The 18836-nt window shown below is 42.7% G+C and carries 15 protein-coding genes; all 15 read left to right on the top strand.

Going from position 1 to position 18836, the window contains the following annotated elements; all coding sequences use genetic code 11:
• Positions 1 to 196 precede the first annotated feature (196 nt).
• The 15 genes from rpsB (at position 197) to infB (ending at position 18835) form a co-directional block, all read left to right on the top strand.
• Positions 197 to 895 (top strand): 30S ribosomal protein S2, encoded by a 699-nt coding sequence (gene rpsB / locus AC58PQ_RS13005; protein WP_056625008.1) that lies wholly within the window; start codon positions 197 to 199, stop codon positions 893 to 895.
• A 117-nt stretch (positions 896 to 1012) separates the two neighbouring features.
• Positions 1013 to 1663, top strand: coding sequence for a translation elongation factor Ts (gene tsf / locus AC58PQ_RS13000; RefSeq protein ID WP_057315674.1), 651 nt, complete (start codon positions 1013 to 1015; stop codon positions 1661 to 1663).
• A 90-nt stretch (positions 1664 to 1753) separates the two neighbouring features.
• Complete coding sequence (pyrH, locus tag AC58PQ_RS12995) at positions 1754 to 2479, top strand: UMP kinase (RefSeq protein ID WP_477596514.1); 726 nt, start codon at positions 1754 to 1756, stop codon at positions 2477 to 2479.
• Between the two features lie 3 nt (positions 2480 to 2482).
• Positions 2483 to 3037, top strand: coding sequence for a ribosome recycling factor (gene frr, locus AC58PQ_RS12990; protein WP_310500291.1), 555 nt, complete (start codon positions 2483 to 2485; stop codon positions 3035 to 3037).
• Positions 3038 to 3105: 68 nt separating this feature from the next.
• Positions 3106 to 3873: an undecaprenyl pyrophosphate synthase gene (uppS, locus tag AC58PQ_RS12985; protein ID WP_497242347.1), complete on the top strand. Its 768-nt coding sequence runs from the start codon at positions 3106 to 3108 to the stop codon at positions 3871 to 3873.
• A 76-nt stretch (positions 3874 to 3949) separates the two neighbouring features.
• Positions 3950 to 4744: a phosphatidate cytidylyltransferase gene (locus AC58PQ_RS12980; protein ID WP_497242346.1), complete on the top strand. Its 795-nt coding sequence runs from the start codon at positions 3950 to 3952 to the stop codon at positions 4742 to 4744.
• A gap of 29 nt (positions 4745 to 4773) precedes the next feature.
• Positions 4774 to 5919 (top strand): 1-deoxy-D-xylulose-5-phosphate reductoisomerase, encoded by a 1146-nt coding sequence (locus tag AC58PQ_RS12975; RefSeq protein WP_497242345.1) that lies wholly within the window; start codon positions 4774 to 4776, stop codon positions 5917 to 5919.
• Positions 5920 to 6191: 272 nt separating this feature from the next.
• The gene (gene rseP / locus AC58PQ_RS12970; RefSeq protein WP_497242344.1) at positions 6192 to 7451 is read left to right on the top strand and encodes an RIP metalloprotease RseP; all 1260 of its coding nucleotides are present in this window, start codon (positions 6192 to 6194) and stop codon (positions 7449 to 7451) included.
• 21 nt (positions 7452 to 7472) lie between these two features.
• Positions 7473 to 8921, top strand: coding sequence for a proline--tRNA ligase (gene proS / locus AC58PQ_RS12965; protein ID WP_497242343.1), 1449 nt, complete (start codon positions 7473 to 7475; stop codon positions 8919 to 8921).
• 64 nt (positions 8922 to 8985) lie between these two features.
• Positions 8986 to 13296 (top strand): PolC-type DNA polymerase III, encoded by a 4311-nt coding sequence (locus AC58PQ_RS12960; RefSeq protein WP_497242342.1) that lies wholly within the window; start codon positions 8986 to 8988, stop codon positions 13294 to 13296.
• 274 nt (positions 13297 to 13570) lie between these two features.
• Positions 13571 to 14035, top strand: coding sequence for a ribosome maturation factor RimP (gene rimP, locus AC58PQ_RS12955; RefSeq protein WP_497242341.1), 465 nt, complete (start codon positions 13571 to 13573; stop codon positions 14033 to 14035).
• A 36-nt stretch (positions 14036 to 14071) separates the two neighbouring features.
• Complete coding sequence (nusA, locus tag AC58PQ_RS12950) at positions 14072 to 15169, top strand: transcription termination factor NusA (protein WP_065853835.1); 1098 nt, start codon at positions 14072 to 14074, stop codon at positions 15167 to 15169.
• Between the two features lie 121 nt (positions 15170 to 15290).
• Positions 15291 to 15605 (top strand): RNase P modulator RnpM, encoded by a 315-nt coding sequence (gene rnpM / locus AC58PQ_RS12945; RefSeq protein WP_497242340.1) that lies wholly within the window; start codon positions 15291 to 15293, stop codon positions 15603 to 15605.
• Positions 15595 to 15924, top strand: a complete 330-nt coding sequence (locus AC58PQ_RS12940; protein ID WP_239696555.1) for a L7Ae/L30e/S12e/Gadd45 family ribosomal protein — start codon at positions 15595 to 15597, stop codon at positions 15922 to 15924. Before rnpM ends, AC58PQ_RS12940 begins: the two co-directional genes overlap by 11 nt.
• Positions 15914 to 18835: a translation initiation factor IF-2 gene (gene infB, locus AC58PQ_RS12935; RefSeq protein WP_497242339.1), complete on the top strand. Its 2922-nt coding sequence runs from the start codon at positions 15914 to 15916 to the stop codon at positions 18833 to 18835. Before AC58PQ_RS12940 ends, infB begins: the two co-directional genes overlap by 11 nt.
• The last annotated feature ends 1 nt before the right edge of the window (position 18836 follow it).

Genomic DNA, 18836 nt, shown 5'->3' with positions numbered 1-18836 from the left:
ATAAACTATCCATTTCAAGGGAAGAATGACATTCAGGATAAAAGGTTGCACCTTGTTTTCAGTTGTGGTATATTTATTCACGGTGTTAAAAACTCACGCCCGTCAATTTGCATAATGGTGCTTACTTCGGTAGGTTTTATGCAAAGATGCGAGGGGCGGCGGATACCAAATAAACCACTTAGAGGAGGGATTGGGGATGGCAGTTATCTCCATGAAACAGCTTTTAGAAGCTGGCGTACATTTCGGTCACCAAACACGTCGTTGGAACCCGAAAATGGACAAGTATATCTTTACTGAAAGAAATGGTATTTACATCATCGATCTTCAAAAAACGGTTAAAAAAGTTGAGGAAGCTTACAACTTTGTTAAATCCGTATCCGAAGATAATGGTACTATTCTTTTCGTAGGAACGAAGAAACAAGCACAAGATTCCGTAGCTGAAGAAGCAGAACGTTGTGGCATGTACTTCATCAACCAACGTTGGTTGGGTGGTACATTAACTAACTTCCAAACGATTCAAAAACGTATCGATCGCTTGAAAACTCTTGAAAGATGGGAAGAGGATGGCACTTTCGAAGTTCTTCCTAAGAAAGAAGTTATCATTCTTCGCAAAGAGAAAGAGCGTCTTGAGAAATTCCTAGGCGGAATTAAGAACATGAAAGGTTTGCCAAGTGCACTTTTCATTATCGATCCTCGCAAAGAGCGTATTGCTGTAGCAGAAGCTCGTAAATTGGGTATCCCAATCGTTGGTATCGTTGATACAAACTGCGATCCAGACGAAATTGATTACGTGATTCCTGGTAACGATGATGCGATTCGCGCAGTTAAATTGTTAACAGCGAAAATTGCTGATGCAGTTATCGAAGCACACCAAGGCGAGCAAACAACAGCTTAAATTATAGCAAAGTGAAAAGGGTGGTTGGAAGGTGTAACAGCCTGTCACCACCCTTTTTTTAGAGAATAAACTGGTGTTACATACCGACAATAACAATTTAACAGGAGGTTTCTTACAATGGCAGTTACAGCAGCACAAGTAAAAGAATTACGTGAAAAAACAGGTGCAGGAATGTTAGATTGCAAGAAAGCACTTGAAGAAGCAAACGGCGATATCACCAAAGCAGGAGAACTTCTTCGTGAAAAAGGTCTTTCTGCTGCAGCTAACAAAGCTGGACGTATTGCTACAGAAGGCGCTGTAGAATCTTACATCCACGCTGGCGGTAAAGTTGGCGTTCTTGTTGAGATCAACTGTGAAACTGACTTCGTTGGTAAAACAGAGCAATTCAGAACTTTCTGCCGCGACATCGCTATGCACATTGCAGCAGCAAACCCAAGCTATGTTCGTCGTGAAGAAGTACCAACAGAAGCTTTGGAAAAAGAAAAAGAAATTCTTCGTAACCAAGCTTTGAACGAAGGCAAACCAGAGAAAATCATCGATAAAATGGTTGAAGGCCGTATTGGTAAATACTACGAAGAGTTCTGCTTAATGGAGCAAGCATTCATTAAAGACCCAGACAAAACAATCGACCAATTGTTGAATGAGAAAATCGCTGCTATCGGCGAGAACATCTCCATTCGCCGTTTCGTTCGTTTCGGTCTTGGTGAAGGTCTTGAGAAAAAACAAGAAAACTTTGCGGAAGAAGTTATGTCCCAAGTTAAACTATAATAGGCATTCAAAAAGTTGGAACACTTGGTGTTCCTTCTTTTTTAGCCCTTAAAGACATGGAGTTATGCATGGAAACGGAGGTCATACAAGTTGGGTCAACCTTTTTATAAAAGAATAGTGCTTAAATTGAGCGGCGAAGCTTTAGCCGGACAGCAGGGATATGGCATTGATTCAGAAGTGATCACCTCCATTGCTCAACAAGTGAAAGATGTTGTAGAATTAAATGTTGAGGTCGCTATCGTTGTTGGCGGCGGGAATATTTGGCGTGGAATCGCAGGTAGTGAGAAGGGCATGGATCGTGCAACAGCAGATTACATGGGAATGCTTGCTACTGTCATGAATTCATTGGCTTTACAGGATGCTTTGGAAAACATTGAGGTACCAACAAGAGTCCAGTCCTCCATTACTATGCAACAAGTTGCTGAACCTTACATACGCAGGAGAGCTATGCGCCATCTTGAAAAGGGTAGAGTTGTTATTTTCGCCGCGGGGACAGGTAACCCTTACTTCTCCACGGATACGACAGCTGCCTTAAGAGCGGCAGAGATTGAAGCTGAAGTTATTCTAATGGCTAAAAATAAAGTGGATGGCGTCTATTCAGCCGATCCTTTCAAAGATCCGACAGCGAAGAAATTCGAAACGTTAACCTATATGGAAGTTATTAGTAACAACCTTGGTGTCATGGACTCCACTGCATCTTCCCTTTGTATGGATAACAACATTCCGTTAGTTGTATTTAACATCACGGAAAAAGGGAATATCAAACGAGTGGTCCTTGGCGATAAAATTGGGACTACAGTTAGAGGGAGTGTATAAACCATGCCGCAATCAGTGAAGAAGAACGCAGAAGATCGGATGGATAAAGCAATTGGAGCGCTAAGAAGAGATTTGACTTCCCTTCGTGCGGGACGTGCTACGCCATCTTTATTAGATCGCATTCAAGTGGAATACTATGGAGCGATGACACCAGTAAATCAACTAGCTAATTTGACTACACCAGATTCTCGTACCCTTCTCATTCAACCATGGGATAAAAGCTCTATGTCTTCTATTGAGAAGGCTATTATGAAGTCTGATCTAGGATTAACACCATCGAATGACGGGATCGTTATTCGTATTGTTATCCCTGCTTTAACGGAAGAACGTCGTGCTGACTTGGTGAAAATGACGAAGAAGTTTGGCGAAGAAGCTAAAATTGCGATTCGTAATATTCGCCGTGATGCGAATGACGAAATTAAAAAGCTTGAAAAAGCAGGTATTTCTGAAGATGAATCCCGTAAGCATCAAGAGGATATTCAGAAATTCACTGATAAATTCGTGGCTGAAGTTGAGAAAGTTTTGGCTGCTAAAGAAAAAGAAATCATGGAAGTATAAGATAGATATGCCCCCGGGTATTCATTTGCTGGGGGTTTTTCATCTTTCCCTAGTTGGGAGGAACAACTGTGCTCAAGCTATTTAAGAAGTGGTTAAACCAAAAGCGTAAGCCTGTGGCAACGTCTGAGATAGAGCTGGATAAAGTTCCGGCACATGTTGCGATTATTATGGATGGCAATGGTCGATGGGCCAAACAAAGAGGCTTGCCTCGCGTAGCTGGTCATCATTCGGGCATGAAAAATGTAAAGAAGATAACGATGGCAGCTAATGACATTGGTGTCAAAGTATTGACGATGTACGCTTTCTCCACGGAAAATTGGAAACGACCGAAAGAAGAAGTGGAATTTCTGATGAAGCTTCCACAAGAGTTTTTCCCATTGGAAATTGAAGAATTAATTCAGAACAATGTGCGTATTCGCATGACCGGTTGGAAGGAAGGTTTACCAGACTATACGCTGAAAGCGATAGAAGGTGCAATCGAGCGGACAAAGGATAACACGGGTCTTATTCTGAATTTTGCTTTAAATTATGGCGGACGTAAGGAAATCATTGCAGGTGTTCAGGATATGATGAAGGATCTGCAAAATGGAAACTTGAAGCCAGATGAATTGGATGAAGGACTATTTTCTTCCTACATGTTAACGTCGGATTTGCCAGACCCTGATTTGTTAATTCGAACGAGCGGGGAATTACGATTGAGTAATTTTTTGCTGTGGCAATTAGCTTATTCGGAATTATGGTTCACAGACGCTTATTGGCCAGAATTCACAGAGGACTTATTTATGCAAGCCATTGCTGAATATCAGCGCCGCGGGAGAAGATACGGTGGTATTTAACATCTGATCGTGTAATCGTTTTGTCACTAAAATGGATGGCGTAGAGATAAATGTTGTTCATCTAGGGGGATTCAACTTGAAACAAAGGATCATTACAGGCGTTATTGCTGGTCTCGCATTTATTACACTTCTCGTACTCGGCGATTTGTGGTATGCAGGTTTAATTGTACTCGTTTCAATAATTGGATACCGCGAGTATTTACAAATGAATGGATATATGTCTTATAAACTAGCAGCAGCTTTGGGACTCATTGCACTGTTATGTTTAACGATTCCATGGGGTCTGATCGGCGTAACATTTACGTTTTCGTTTACCGCGGTTATATGGCTTGCCATGTTTTCGTTGCTTTTCATCACAGTAGCCTCCAAAAACAAAATAACGATTGATCAAGTTTCGGTGATCTTACTTGGCATCGTATACATTGGAATTGGTTTTAACTACATGATTGAGGCACGATTGGCGGAAAATGGATTGTTTTGGACGATCATGATATTCGTTTGTATTTGGGCATCGGATGCCGGTGCATATTTTGTCGGTTCCAAGTTAGGAAAACACCCACTGTGGCCTCAGATAAGCCCTAAAAAGTCTATTGAAGGCGCACTAGGCGGTATAGTTATCGCGATGATATTAGCATTGGGGTTCGCTTGGTATTCGCCAGAACTTTTAAGTGTTGCTAAGGCACTTTTACTAGGTTTTGTCATCGCGGTAGTAGGACAAGTTGGTGATTTAATTCAATCCGCCTATAAGCGTGTGAAAGGAATTAAAGACACGGGAACTCTGCTGCCAGGACATGGTGGCGTACTCGACCGGATGGATAGTTGGCTAATCGTATTTCCTTTTATTTATCTGCTCGATTTGATTCCTAACTAATTCTCATGAGCGGAGTGGAGTTTAAACAAATGAAGAAAATTGCCATCTTGGGATCGACAGGATCCATTGGGACTCAAACCTTGGATATTGTGCAACATTCGCCTGAAAAGTTTCAAGTCGAAGCCATATCAGCTGGTTATAATGGTGATCTCGTTATTGAACAGGCCAAACAGTTTCGACCCAAGCTTGTGTCTGTTGCTACAAAAAAATTGGCGGAAGAAGTTGCAAGTCAAATACCTTCAGGCATTAAAGTTCTTTATGGTGAAGAAGGACTATTGGAAGTCGCATCTTCGACAGATGCAGATTTGCTTGTAAGTGCACTAGTAGGTAGTCAAGGTTTAAGACCTACTTTAGCGGCCATTGAAGCAGGCAAAGATATTGGACTTGCCAACAAGGAGACATTAGTAAGTGCAGGTCATATCGTAACGGAAGCCGTGGCTCGAAAAGGAGTTGCCTTACTACCTATTGATAGTGAGCATTCTGCGATATTTCAATGTTTAAATGGTGAAAAGCGGTCCCAAATTGCTCATATAACAATAACGGCGTCTGGTGGTTCCTTCCGCGATCGTACACGAGAAGAATTAGTGGGTGTAACGGTGGAGGATGCACTCAAGCATCCGAATTGGTCCATGGGTGCCAAAATTACGATTGACTCTGCTACGATGGTCAATAAAGGGCTTGAAGTGATGGAAGCACATTGGCTTTTCGGGTTGTCGTATGAAGATATTAAAGTATTACTGCATCCAGAAAGTGTCATTCATTCCTACATTGAATTTGTTGATCATAGTATCATCGCACAGCTAGGTAATCCAGATATGAGGGTTCCGATTCAATATGCGTTAACCTATCCTGACCGATACCCTACACCAACAACTAGACTTGACCTTGCCGCGATAGGCAAGCTTCATTTCCGTGAAATGGATTACGTGCGGTTCCCTTGCTTGCGTATGGCATTTGAGAGTGGTAAACAAGGTGGAACTACACCAACAGTTTATAATGCTGCTAATGAGATTGCTGTGGCTCGTTTTCTAAAAGGTGACATCTCATTTTTACAAATTGAAGATATTATCGAAGCTGCGTTGGACAAACATGAGTCCTATGCGAATCCTACAATCGAGATCATTCAGGAGCAAGATCAGTGGGCTAGATTATTTGCTGCATCTATCCGCTTCTAAATGTTAGGAAGAGCAAAGGTCAGCTTGCGTGGCTCTGCTCTTTTTTTCAATTTCCAAAACCTAGGCTGGAAAGTAAAGTCTAATTATTTCTCTGCGTTCGTATACTGACCGGAGCGGGCATAGCTTGTATTCAGCAGTTCAATAGTGGTAATCTAAGAACAAGAACAGCTGATCATAAGTAGATGCTTAGAAGGTAGGTTTTTAACTGAAAGCGTCTGGTCATAGTTACATAGGATAGTTTTCTGAAGAAAACCCGAAGGAGGAAATACGACTTGTCGGCCATTGAAGTTGGGTTAAAGGTTATTTTGTTGTTTTTCGTTCTAGTTACGATTCATGAATGGGGTCACTTTTACTTTGCAAAACGTGCAGGTATTTTAGTTCGTGAATTTGCAATTGGTTTCGGACCCAAAATTTTTTCATATAAAAAAGGGGAGACTCGGTACACGCTGCGAATTTTACCAATTGGTGGATTTGTTCGTATGGCGGGAGAAGACCCGGAAATCGTCCAAGTAAATCCTGGACAGACCGTTGCTGTTAAATTAAATAAATCTAATCAAGTAACTTTCTTATATTTGGATCAGTTAGATCGTCGTTCGAATGTGATCATTGGCGTTGTGGAACAAATTGATTTAGATAGAACGCTAAGTATTTCGCTTGACGTAGACGGTGAGAAAGTTACCTATCCGGTTGATTCGCAGGCTATGATGGTGACCAAAGGAACGGAAACGCAAATCGCACCTTATGATCGTCAGTTTGGTTCAAAAACAGTGGGGAAACGTGCTATTGCCATTGTCATGGGACCCGTGATGAACTTTATTTTAGCTATTGTTTTGTTTTTCATTGTTGTGATCATGTCTGGTGTTTTCACAAATGTGAAGCTGGATACAGTACTTGCTGGTAAAGCAGGTGAGAAGGCTGGTTTGCACAAAGGTGACATTATCATGTCCATTGATAAGCAACCAATCGGCGATGATCGGGAGAAAATGGTTTCAGCGATTCAGTCCTCAGCAGGGAAAACGATGACTTGGGTCATTGATCGTGCTGGCAATCCGCTTACACTTCAAGTTACACCTGAAATGGAAGATGGGGCTGGTAAGCTTGGCGTTGTGATTAGTGGTGATCGTAGAAGCGCTACCCTTGGTGAAGTATTCACAGGGACCTATGATTCCGTTGTTGGTACAACAATTGGTATTGTGACAGGTTTGCAAAAGCTTGTTATGCTCCAATTTAAACTTGATGATCTTGGTGGTCCGGTTCGGACTGCACAAGTATCTGCTCAATTTGCTAAAATGGGACTTAGCTCCTTGATTGCATGGGCAGCCACATTGAGTCTGTATCTTGGGATTTTTAATCTGCTGCCAATTCCGGCTTTAGACGGAAGTCGTCTGCTATTTATGGGATTAGAAGCATTGCGAGGTAAACCGATAGATCCGAACCGAGAAAGTATGGTTCACTTTGTTGGTTTTGCATTGCTTATGCTGCTTATGGTAGCTGTTACGTACAATGATATTTTACGATTGATTAAGGGTTAGTCCTAATCTGTGGGAGGGTTTATGTCAAACGATAAGCAATTTGTAAAGGAAATTACACCGCAAGGAGAAGATTTCTCCCGTTGGTACATAGATGTCATTAAGAAGGCAGATTTAATGAGTTACTCACCTGTACGTGGATGTATCGTATTTAAGCCTGATGGATATGAGATTTGGGAAAATATTCAGCGTGAGCTGGATAGCAAATTTAAAGAAACGGGACATCGCAATGCGTACTTCCCATTGTTTATTCCGGAGAGCTTTTTCCAAAAGGAAAAAGAGCACGTCGAGGGCTTTAATCCAGAACTACCATGGGTAACTGAAGCAGGTGGAGAGAAGTTAGAAGAGCGTTTGGCTATTCGTCCAACTTCTGAAACGATGATCGGTCACATGTACGCGGAGTGGATAAATTCCTATCGTGATCTTCCGTTGCTAATCAATCAATGGGCGAACGTGGTTCGTTGGGAGAAACGGACGTTACCTTTCCTTCGTACGACTGAGTTCCTTTGGCAGGAAGGACATACCGCGCATGAAGATGAGCAGGATGCCCGTCGTGAAACGATGCAAATGCTTGATGTTTATCGTCAATTTGCAGAAGATTTCCTTGCCATTCCAGTTATTGTAGGTCAAAAGACACCATCCGAGCGATTTGCGGGTGCGATTGATACGTTCTCCATTGAAGCGATGATGAAAGACGGTAAAGCGGTTCAAGCAGGTACTTCCCATTACCTAGGCACCAAATTTGCAGTGGCCTTCGATATTAAATTCCTAGATCGTGAGAATCAACACCAATTTGCGCATACGACATCATGGGGAGTAAGTACGCGTTTAATTGGCGCTCTTATCATGGTTCACGGGGATGATCGTGGCCTAGTCCTCCCGCCCAAAGTTGCACCTACACAAGTCATCATGATTCCAATCGGGCCTCCAAAAACACGTGAGCAAGTAATTGGACGCGTTGACGAGCTTTTTGCGGAGCTGAAGAAAGCCGGCGTTCGTGTCAAAGTGGATGATCGTGCTGATCAAAGTCCAGGTTGGAAATTCAACGAGTATGAGATGCGCGGTGTTCCAATTCGTGTAGAGCTCGGTCCTCGTGACATGGAAAATGGCGTAGTTGTTCTAGTTTCTCGCGTAAGCGGAGAAAAGAAAATCGTTCAACAATCCGACTTCGTACAAGAAGTTCAAAATTTACTTGCTGAGATTCATCAGCAGATGTATGATAAAGCGAAGCAATTCCGTGACGAGCATTACATCGCGGTAGATACGATCGATGAATTTAAGACATTCCTGGAGACGAAACGTGGATTTGCCTTGGCTGGCTGGTGTGGATCAGACGCTTGCGAATCGCAAGTGAAGGAAGAAACAGGAGCAACAAGCCGTAATATCCCGTTCACACCATCCGAAACCAAATCGACTTGTCTTGTTTGCGGCGAAGCTGCCGAACATACGGTTGTCTTTGGTCGAAGCTATTAATTACAATCAAGGGCATATGGAGGTCTAACTCCATTGCCCTTGGTATGTTTATAGGAGGCTGTTCATGAGTAATTTGGCTGATAAACGGAATCGCTTTGAGCTTTTGATGCAGCAAGCCGAGATTCCAGCCGATGTTGTACGGTCATATTTTGCAGAAGGCTACATTGATCAAGTAGAAATTAGTCGAAAAAACCGCGACTGGACATTCTATTTGGTTAAAAACGACCTTGTGCCTCTGAACATATATCGTTCATTTTGTAAAATGATTCAAGAAAAATTCGCGCAAATCGCGAAAATTCGCTTTATTTGGAAGTTTGAACAGGCTGAACCAGCCACGCTAGTTGAGGAGTACTGGGGTTTATTTATGGAATGGTTACAGAGGGAAGTTCCTTCTGTGAATGGCTGGATGTCGAAGGCAAGGTTCGAGGTACAGGGGAATGCACTTTCATTAATTATGCTGGATGCTATTGGTCTTGAGCTAGCAAAGAAAAAAAATATCGATATGTTTATTCGGAACTTTTTTCATAATTTTTTCCAAACGGAATTATCCATCAAATATGCCATGAGTGATTCGACTGAAATCGTTGCAGAGTATGAGAAATTTGCAAAGCAGCGAGAGCAGGGCGAGAAAACATACACCCAAGAAATCATGATGTCCATTGACATGGAGGAAGAAGAGTCCTCATTACCTGAGGGCGATTTGAAGCTTGTCATGGGTATTGATATAAAAGAAGTTCCTACGCCTTTGAAGAATATCCAAGAAGAAGAGAAGAAGATTACCGTTCAAGGTACAGTGTTTGGCTTGGATGTCAAGGAATTAAGAAATGGGAATACGTTATTTACTTTTAATATTACGGATTTCAGCGATTCACTAGCTATGAAGGTTTTTGCCAAGACCAAAGATGATGTGAAGATCATGAGTCTGCTTGCCAATGGTACTTGGATTCGAGCAAGAGGGAAAGTCGAGTACGATCGTTTCATGCAAATTCCTGAACTTGTGATGATACCGAATGATCTGTACGAAGTGATGGCACCAAGGGATCGCACGGATGACGCTGCGGAGAAACGTGTAGAGTTTCATTTGCACACGACGATGAGTACCATGGACGCACTGACACCTATAGATCAGTATGTGAAAATGGCGGCCAAATGGGGACATAAAGCAATCGCTGTTACGGATCATAGCAATATTCAATGTTTTCCTGATGCCGGTAAAGCGGCCAAAAAGCATGGCATTAAAGTGATTTTTGGTGTTGAAGCGAATGTCGTTAATGATTCAGTACCCATTGTTATGAATGGGCGAGATCTCGATTTAAAACAAGCGACTTATGTTATTTTCGACGTGGAGACGACGGGGCTTTCGGTAACCAATAATCGCATTATCGAGCTAGCCGGTGTGAAAATGCAGGATGGCAAAGAAATTGATCGATTTGCTACGTTCATTAATCCGCATGAGAAGATACCTTATAACATCCAGCAGTTAACGAATATCAATGATGATATGGTGAAGGATGCCCCGGATATCGAGGATGAGCTTCCTAAGTTTGTTGAATTTATTGGGGATTGCGTGCTTGTTGCGCATAATGCACGATTCGATATGGGCTTTCTGCAAACGAATTTAAAGCGGATGAACCTGCCTGAGGTAACTAATTCAGTGCTCGATACATTGGAGCTCGCGAGATTTCTCTTCCCATCTATGAAAAATCATCGTTTAAATACGCTATCAGATAAATTTAAAGTAGGTCTAGATAATCATCACCGTGCGATTGATGACTCGATTGCATTGGGTTATGTGCTCTATCATTTAATTAATGAGGCTAACGATCGTCAAATTACGAGCCTTGCTAAATTAAATGATTATGTTGGAAAAGATCTATCCAATCAACGTCCTTTTCATTGCTGTGTATACGCACTAAATGCAGTAGGTAAGAAGAATTTATTCAAATTGATCTCGATGTCGCATACAACTTATCTACAGCGCGCGGCAACGATTCCCAAAAGTGTATTAGTCGAGCATAGAGAAGGCCTCTTGATCACGTCAGGTTGTGAAAAAGGAGAGTTTTTCGAAGCTGTTCTTAATAAATCGATTGAAGAGGCAGAGCAGGTTTCGGAGTTTTATGACATACTCGAGATTCAGCCCGTTAGCTATAACATGCATCTTGTTGAAAAAGGTTTGGTTGGCTCTGTGGAGGATCTTGAGAACGCCGTACGTCGTGTGTGTGAGATCGGATATAAAACAGGCAAACCGGTCATTGCAACGGGGAACGTCCATTACCTGAATCCGCGAGAGAAAGTTTGTCGTGATATTACGATCAACGGAATTACTGGGTTTAGTCCACTGAAAGCGATGAAGAAGCCGGATGCGCATTTCCGCACAACCAAGGAGATGCTCGAAGAGTTTAAGTTTTTGGGTGAAGAGAAGGCCATTGAAGTTGTCATTCGCAGTACGAATGATCTGGCAGATCGTTTTGAATCCATCGAACTTTTCCCAGACAAGCTATTTACACCAATTATTGAGGGTGCTGACGAAGAGATTCGTACGACTTGTTATGATACCGCGAAAAGCATGTATGGCGATGAGCTTCCAGAAGTGATTATTGCTCGATTAGAGAAAGAGCTTGTTCCAATTATTAAATTCGGATTCTCTGCCAACTATTTGATTTCCGAACGTCTCGTTAAAAAGTCCAATGCGGACGGCTATCTCGTAGGTTCTCGGGGATCTGTTGGTTCTTCTGTCGTTGCGATGATGTTAGGGATATCCGAGGTTAATCCGTTACCTCCGCATTATATATGTCTTACCTGTAGACACAGTGAGTGGTTCCTTGACGGCAGCGTGCCGAGTGGTTTCGACTTACCTAATAAAGTGTGCCCTTCCTGCGGCGGGAATTTAAAAGGGGATGGACATGACATTCCGTTCGAAACATTCCTAGGCTTTAAAGGGGATAAGGTTCCCGATATCGATTTGAACTTCTCTGGGGTGTATCAGCCGGTTGCCCATAATTTCACGAAGGAGATTTTTGGACCAAAGAATGTATTCCGTGCAGGGACCATTGGTACAGTCGCTGAGAAAACGGCTTTCGGATTCGTGAAGAAGTACGAAGAAGAACAAGGTCAGAAATGGCGCGGAGCAGAAATTGCTCGATTAGCTTCAGGTTGTACAGGAGTAAAAAGAAGTACAGGTCAGCATCCAGGTGGAATTGTCGTTGTTCCGGATTACATCGAGGTCGATGATATCACGCCGGTTCAATTTCCAGCAGACGATAAAAATTCGGAATGGATGACAACTCATTTTGACTATCATGCTTTCGATGCGAACTTGCTTAAATTAGATATTCTAGGTCACGACGATCCGACGATGATGAGAATGCTACAGGATTTGACTGGCATCGATCCAACAACTATTCCAATGAATGATGCGAAAGCTATGAGTATCTTTAATTCTACGGATGCATTAGGGGTAAGACCAGATCAGATCCGTTCCCCGGTTGCTACGTATGGCGTTCCTGAGATGGGTACCAAATTCGTTCGTCAGATGCTTCAAGAAACACAGCCTTCTTCTTTTGCCGATTTATTGCAGATCTCAGGGTTATCCCATGGAACAGGTGTTTGGTTAGGGAACGCACAGGAGCTAATCAAAAAAGGGATTTGTAACATTAAGACAGTTATTGGATGTCGGGATGATATCATGCTCTATTTGATCTATAAAGCGGGTATGGATGCAGGTCTTGCTTTTAAAATTACGGAGAGCGTTCGTAAAGGAAAGGGCCTAACTGACGAATGGAAAGATGAGATGAAACGCTGTAATGTTCCTGCTTGGTATATTGAATCCTGCGAACGGATTGAATATATGTTCCCTAAAGCGCATGCTGCAGCTTACGTTATCTCCGCTGTTCGTACCGCTTATTTCAAGGTGTACCATCCAATCGCTTATTATGCCACTTACTTTAGTGTTCGTGCAGCTGACTTTGATCTTGAACTGTTATGTCAGGGATATGATGCGATTCTCAGACAACTAGTTGAGATTGAAGCGAAAGGTTTCCAAGCGCTGCCGAAAGAGAAAGCCATGGTCTCCATTCTTGAAATGTCATTGGAAATGACGTCGCGTGGTTTTAGTTTCAAGCCGATTGATATTTATCGTTCGGATGCGACGAAGTTTATTATTGATGGCAATTCGTTAATTCCGCCTTTTGCTGCTATGTCAGGGATCGGTGAGAGTGCTGCCAAAAATATTGCAGCGGCTAAGGAAGAAGGGGATTTCCTTTCTATCGAAGATTTCCAGAATCGCTCCAAAGCCTCCAAAACGGTGATTGAATTGTTGAGTCAAATGGGTTGCTTCCGCGGCTTGCCAGAATCCAATCAACTCTCATTGTTCTAGTAGGGGATTGCTTACGAAATTAGTTTTTCTTCAAAAAACTTTAAAGTCGATGCTTCCGAAGTCAGTTTTTCTCCGAAAAACTTTAGGCTGTCAAGTGAAAATGATTAACAAGTTTGCTATTGTAATGCAAAGAATGGTTATGGTATAATTTTTATTGGCAATAATGAGGATATCATCTTGTGATTAAAGAGTGGGGAAACCCACTCTTTACATTTTGATATAGGACTTTTCCGGTTACGACAAGGAGAAGTCAATTTAGGAGGTACACATATCTGTGGCTACACAAGAGCAAATCAAATCCATCATTGAGGACATGCTGAAGGATTTTGTTGAACAAAATGGATTTGAAATCGTTGATATTGAATATGTCAAAGAAGGCAGCAATTGGTTCCTTCGTGTCTATGCTGACAAAGAAGGCGGAATTGATATAGATGATTGCGGCCGCATCAGTGAATACTTAAGTGTTCAATTGGATGAGAAAGATCCGATTTCTGATGCTTATTTCTTGGAAGTTTCTTCACCTGGGGCAGAACGTCCGCTCAAGAAAACACAAGATTTTTACAAAGCCGTAAATAGTCACGTATTTGTTACCACGTATGAGCCGATCGATGGTTCCAAGGAATTTGAAGGATTGTTGCAGTCCTATGATGAGGAAGTTCTCGTGATAGAGATTGGTAAAAAGAAAATCAGCATACCGGTTGCGAAATTAGCTAGCGCACGACTTGCTATCGTATTTTAGTCATCGTTACTTATTGAAGGGGGGGACTCAGTTCAAATGAACACGGATTTTATTGAAGCGCTGTCGGAAATTGAACGAGAGAAGGGTATCTCCAAGGAGCTACTCATTGATGCTATTGAAGCGGCGATGATTTCAAGTTATAAACGTAATTTCAACACTGCACAGAACGTACGTGTAGATATCAATCGACATACGGGGCTTATTAAGGTATATGCACGGAAGACCGTTACAGAGGAAGTATTGGATCCAAGATTGGAGATTTCTGTTCATGCTTCGCGTGAAATTAATCCGAATTACCAATTGGAAGATATTGTTGAAATTGAAGTGACGCCTCGTGATTTTGGAAGGATTGCTGCACAAACCGCTAAACAGGTTGTAACGCAACGTATCCGCGAAGCCGAGCGTGGCTTAATTTATAATGCTTTTATCGATAAAGAAGAAGATATCGTAACAGGAATCCTACAACGTCAAGATCAACGAAATATATATGTTGACTTGGGTAAAGTAGAAGCGGTTCTTCCACTTACGGAGCTTATGCCTACGGATAAGTTCAAACAAGGCGATCGTATTAAAGCGTATATTACGAAAGTTGAGAACACGACAAAGGGGCCTCAAATTATTTTATCAAGAACACATCCAGGTTTGTTAAAGCGTCTTTTTGAGCTTGAAGTTCCTGAGATATTTGATGGCGTAGTTGAGATTCGTTCCGTTGCTCGTGAAGCAGGCTTCCGCTCGAAGATTGCTGTTCATTCTCGCAACCCTGAAGTTGATCCTGTAGGTTCCTGTGTAGGACCCAAAGGATTGCGTGTTCAAACGATAGTAACTGAACTTCGCGGAGAGAAAATTGATATCGTACGCTGGATGGAAAACGTGGAAGAGTACGTAGCGAATGCGCTTAGCCCTTCTAAAGTGCTTGAAGTCCAGATTCATGAAAATGAAAAAATGGCACGTGTCATTGTTCCTGATTATCAGCTTTCTTTGGCAATTGGGATTAAAGGGCAGAATGCGCGACTAGCTGCCAAACTGACTGGCTGGAAGATCGACATCAAGAGTGAAACACAAGCAGAACAAGAATATGGTAGAGTGAAAACTTACTCGGAAGAGATGCATCAGGATTCGATTAGCATCGATTAAGTTTTTGTAAAAATATAAGAATGTATATGTTTCACACAATACAATGCTTATATTTCTCCATAAACGCTCCCGTCCTTGAAGGACGAGTAGCCGTTTATTTTGGGAACAAGGGGTGATCGGAATGAAGCAGAGAAAAATCCCTCTGAGAAAATGCGTTGCCTGCCAGGAAATGATGCCGAAGAGGGACTTGATCCGCGTCGTCAAAACGCCTGAGGATGACATTCTCATTGATCTCAAGGGAAAGAAGTCTGGGCGCGGTGCCTACCTGTGCGGTAAAGTTTCTTGTTTTAAATTGGCAAAGAAAAGCAAAGCCCTGGATAGAGCTCTGAAGCAGGTCGTAGGCGTAGATATTTATGACCAACTGGAACAAGATTTCATTCGTGTTGAAGATGAATTCCTTTCTTCGAAAGAGGAGGAATCGGAAGATGAATCCTAAATTTTTAAATCAATTAGGATTGGCAATGAGAGCCGGGAAACTCGTAACGGGTGATGAAGGTGTTTTCAAAGCAATTCGCGCGGGTGAAGCCAAGCTTGTTATCATGGCGGAGGACGCTTCAGCTAATACACGTAAGAAATTTCAAGATAAATGCCTATTTTATGGGGTTAAGCTCATGGAAGTCGGTACGAAGTATGAATTGGGCCGCAGCATTGGGAAAGAAATGCGTGTCACCATAGGTGTATTGGACGGAGGCTTCGCGCAGATGCTGCAGAAGAGTCAAGAAAATCCTGCGGAGGTGAAACATATTGACCAATAAACAAGATAATAAAGATAAGACTCGCGTGTACGAATACGCGAAGCAGCTCAATATGAGCAGCAAAGAAATTATAACCATTCTCAAACGATTAAATATACCTGTTAACAACCATATGAGTGTTATGGAGAATGATGCAGTTAGCAGTGTGGAAAAGTTTTTTAGAGATATTAAAGCTAATGCGGCTGCCAAACGAGCAGCTACGGACGGAGGAAATGTGAGTTCATCTACGACGAATCAGAATCCTGCATCGCAGGCTCCAGCACAAGAGAATAAAGGTGCAGTAACACCAGCGGCAAAGCCGGCAGTTACGGAACAATCAAGTAGTCAACCAACGACTACAACGGGTGCAGTTACTCCAGGGCAAGGTCAGTCTACACAAAACACAACAAGTCGTCCGCCACAGTCACGTCCAAGTGGTCAAAACAGCAACTATCAGGGTGGAAATCGTCCTAGTAGCCAAGGTGGACAACGTACGGGCTATCAAGGTTCCAATCCGAATGGTGGACGTCCAAGTGGTCAAGGATCTAGCCAAGGTGGACAACGTACAGGTTACCAAGGTTCCAATCCAGGTGGTCAGCGTCCAGCAGGCCAAGGATCTAGCCAAGGTGGACAACGTACAGGTTACCAAGGCTCCAACCCTGGTGGTGGGCGTCCAGCAGGTGGAAGCAGTGGGGGATACAACAGCAGCCGTCCAGCTAGCCAAGGCTACAGCCAAGGACAAGGTCAAGGGCAAGGTGGAGCACCACGCACAAATAGTAACTATGCAGGTTCCCGTCCTAGTCAAGGTGCTGGTGGTCCAGGAGCAGGTAGTGGTCAAAGCGCGAACAGCGGACGTCCACAATCCAGTCCGAACCGCAGTGCTGGCCCTAATCGTCAGACTAAGCCATTTGAGAACCGCAACAACAACCAAAGTGGAAGACCGGTTGTTCAAGAAGCTAAACCGCAATTCCATGTTGGCGCAACAGCGGCTGAGTTGGATGATGCAGCAGCAAAAGCTGGTGTCATTACAACAAAGAAATCCAAACCAACACCAAAACGTTTTGATGATAACAGATCAGGTGGTAATCGTGGTCCTGGTGGCAACAATAGAGGCAACCAACGCGGAAACAACAGAGGTCGTTACCAACAAGACATGGTTAAGAAAGAGAAAGTGGATAACACACCTAAGAAGATCATCGTTCGTGGCAATATGACTGTTGGTGAAACAGCGAAATTGCTTCACAAAGATGCTTCTGAAGTTATTAAGAAGCTTTTGTTCCTTGGAACAATGGCAACGATCAACCAAGAACTAGATCTGGAAACCATTCAATTGATTGCGACTGAATTTGGTGTTGAAGTTGAAATCAAGATTAAAGTCGAAGAAGATAACTTCGAAACCTTTGAAGAAATCGATGACGAGGCTGATTTGCTTGAGCGTCCACCTGTTGTTACGATCATGGGTCACGTCGATCATGGTAAAACAACATTGCTTGATGCCATTCGTAAAACGAGTGTAACAGAAGGTGAAGCAGGCGGAATCACGCAGCACATCGGTGCTTATCAAGTCGAAGTTAATCATAAGAAAATTACTTTCTTGGATACGCCAGGTCACGAAGCGTTTACAACAATGCGTGCCCGCGGTGCTCAAGTTACGGATATTACGATTATCGTTGTTGCAGCTGATGACGGTGTTATGCCACAAACTGTAGAAGCGATTAGTCATGCTAAAGCAGCTGGCGTACCGATCATTGTAGCAGTGAACAAGATTGATAAAGAAGGCGCTAATCCTGATCAAATCAAGCAAGCTCTTACGGCATACGAGTTAGTTCCGGAAGAGTGGGGCGGCGATACCATTTTCTGCGAAATTTCCGCAAAACAACGTATTGGTCTAGAAAACTTACTTGAAATGATTTTGTTGGTAGCTGAAGTACAAGAGTACAAAGCTAACCCGAACAAACGTGCTAGAGCGACTGTTATTGAGGCTGAATTGGATAAAGGAAGAGGCCCTGTGGCTAGAATCCTAATCCAGCATGGTACTTTGAAAGTTGGAGATAGCTTCGTTGCCGGCGTATGCTTCGGTCGTGTTCGTGCGATCGTCAATGATAAAGGTAAACGATTGAAAGAAGCGGGTCCTTCAACACCAGTTGAAATCACGGGTCTGACTGAAGTTCCACAAGCAGGAGATCCGTTCTTGGCTTATGAAGATGAGCGTAAAGCGAGAGATATCGCTGATCGTCGTGCGATTGCACTTCGTCAATCAGAGATGACTGCTAATTCACGTGTTACACTGGAAGACCTCTTTAAACATATAAAAGATGGCGAAGTGAAGGAACTTAATGTCATTATCAAAGGTGACGTTCAAGGGTCTGTTGAAGCTCTGAAATCCTCTCTTGAGAAGATTGAGGTTGAAGGTGTTCGCGTTAAAATTCTTCATAATGGCGTTGGGGCAGTAACAGAATCTGATATTATTCTGGCTTCTGCATCAAATGCAATTATTATTGGATTTAACGTTCGTCCTGAGCCTGCTGCGAAAGCAACAGCAGATCAAGAGAAAGTCGATATCCGTCTGCATAACATCATTTACAACGTAATTGAAGAAATCGAGCAAGCGATGAAAGGCATGTTGGATCCAATCTTCAAAGAAGTTGTTCTTGGTCAAGCTGAAGTTCGTAATGTTTTCAAAATTACGGGTTCAGGTACAATTGCAGGTTGCTACGTAACTTCAGGTAAAATTGCCCGTAATGCGCAAACTCGCTTAGTTCGTAGCGGTATTGTCGTTCATGAAGGTAAAATTGACTCCTTGAAACGATTCAAGGATGATCAAAAAGAAGTTGCACAAGGCTACGAGTGTGGTATATCTCTTGAGCGTTATCATGATATTAAAGAGGGCGACATCATCGAAGCCTTTATCATGGAGTCCGTTGAGAGGTGAT

This window comes from Paenibacillus sp. J22P143, from assembly GCF_059692035.1.
This window is presented reverse-complemented; position numbering and strand designations above follow the sequence as displayed.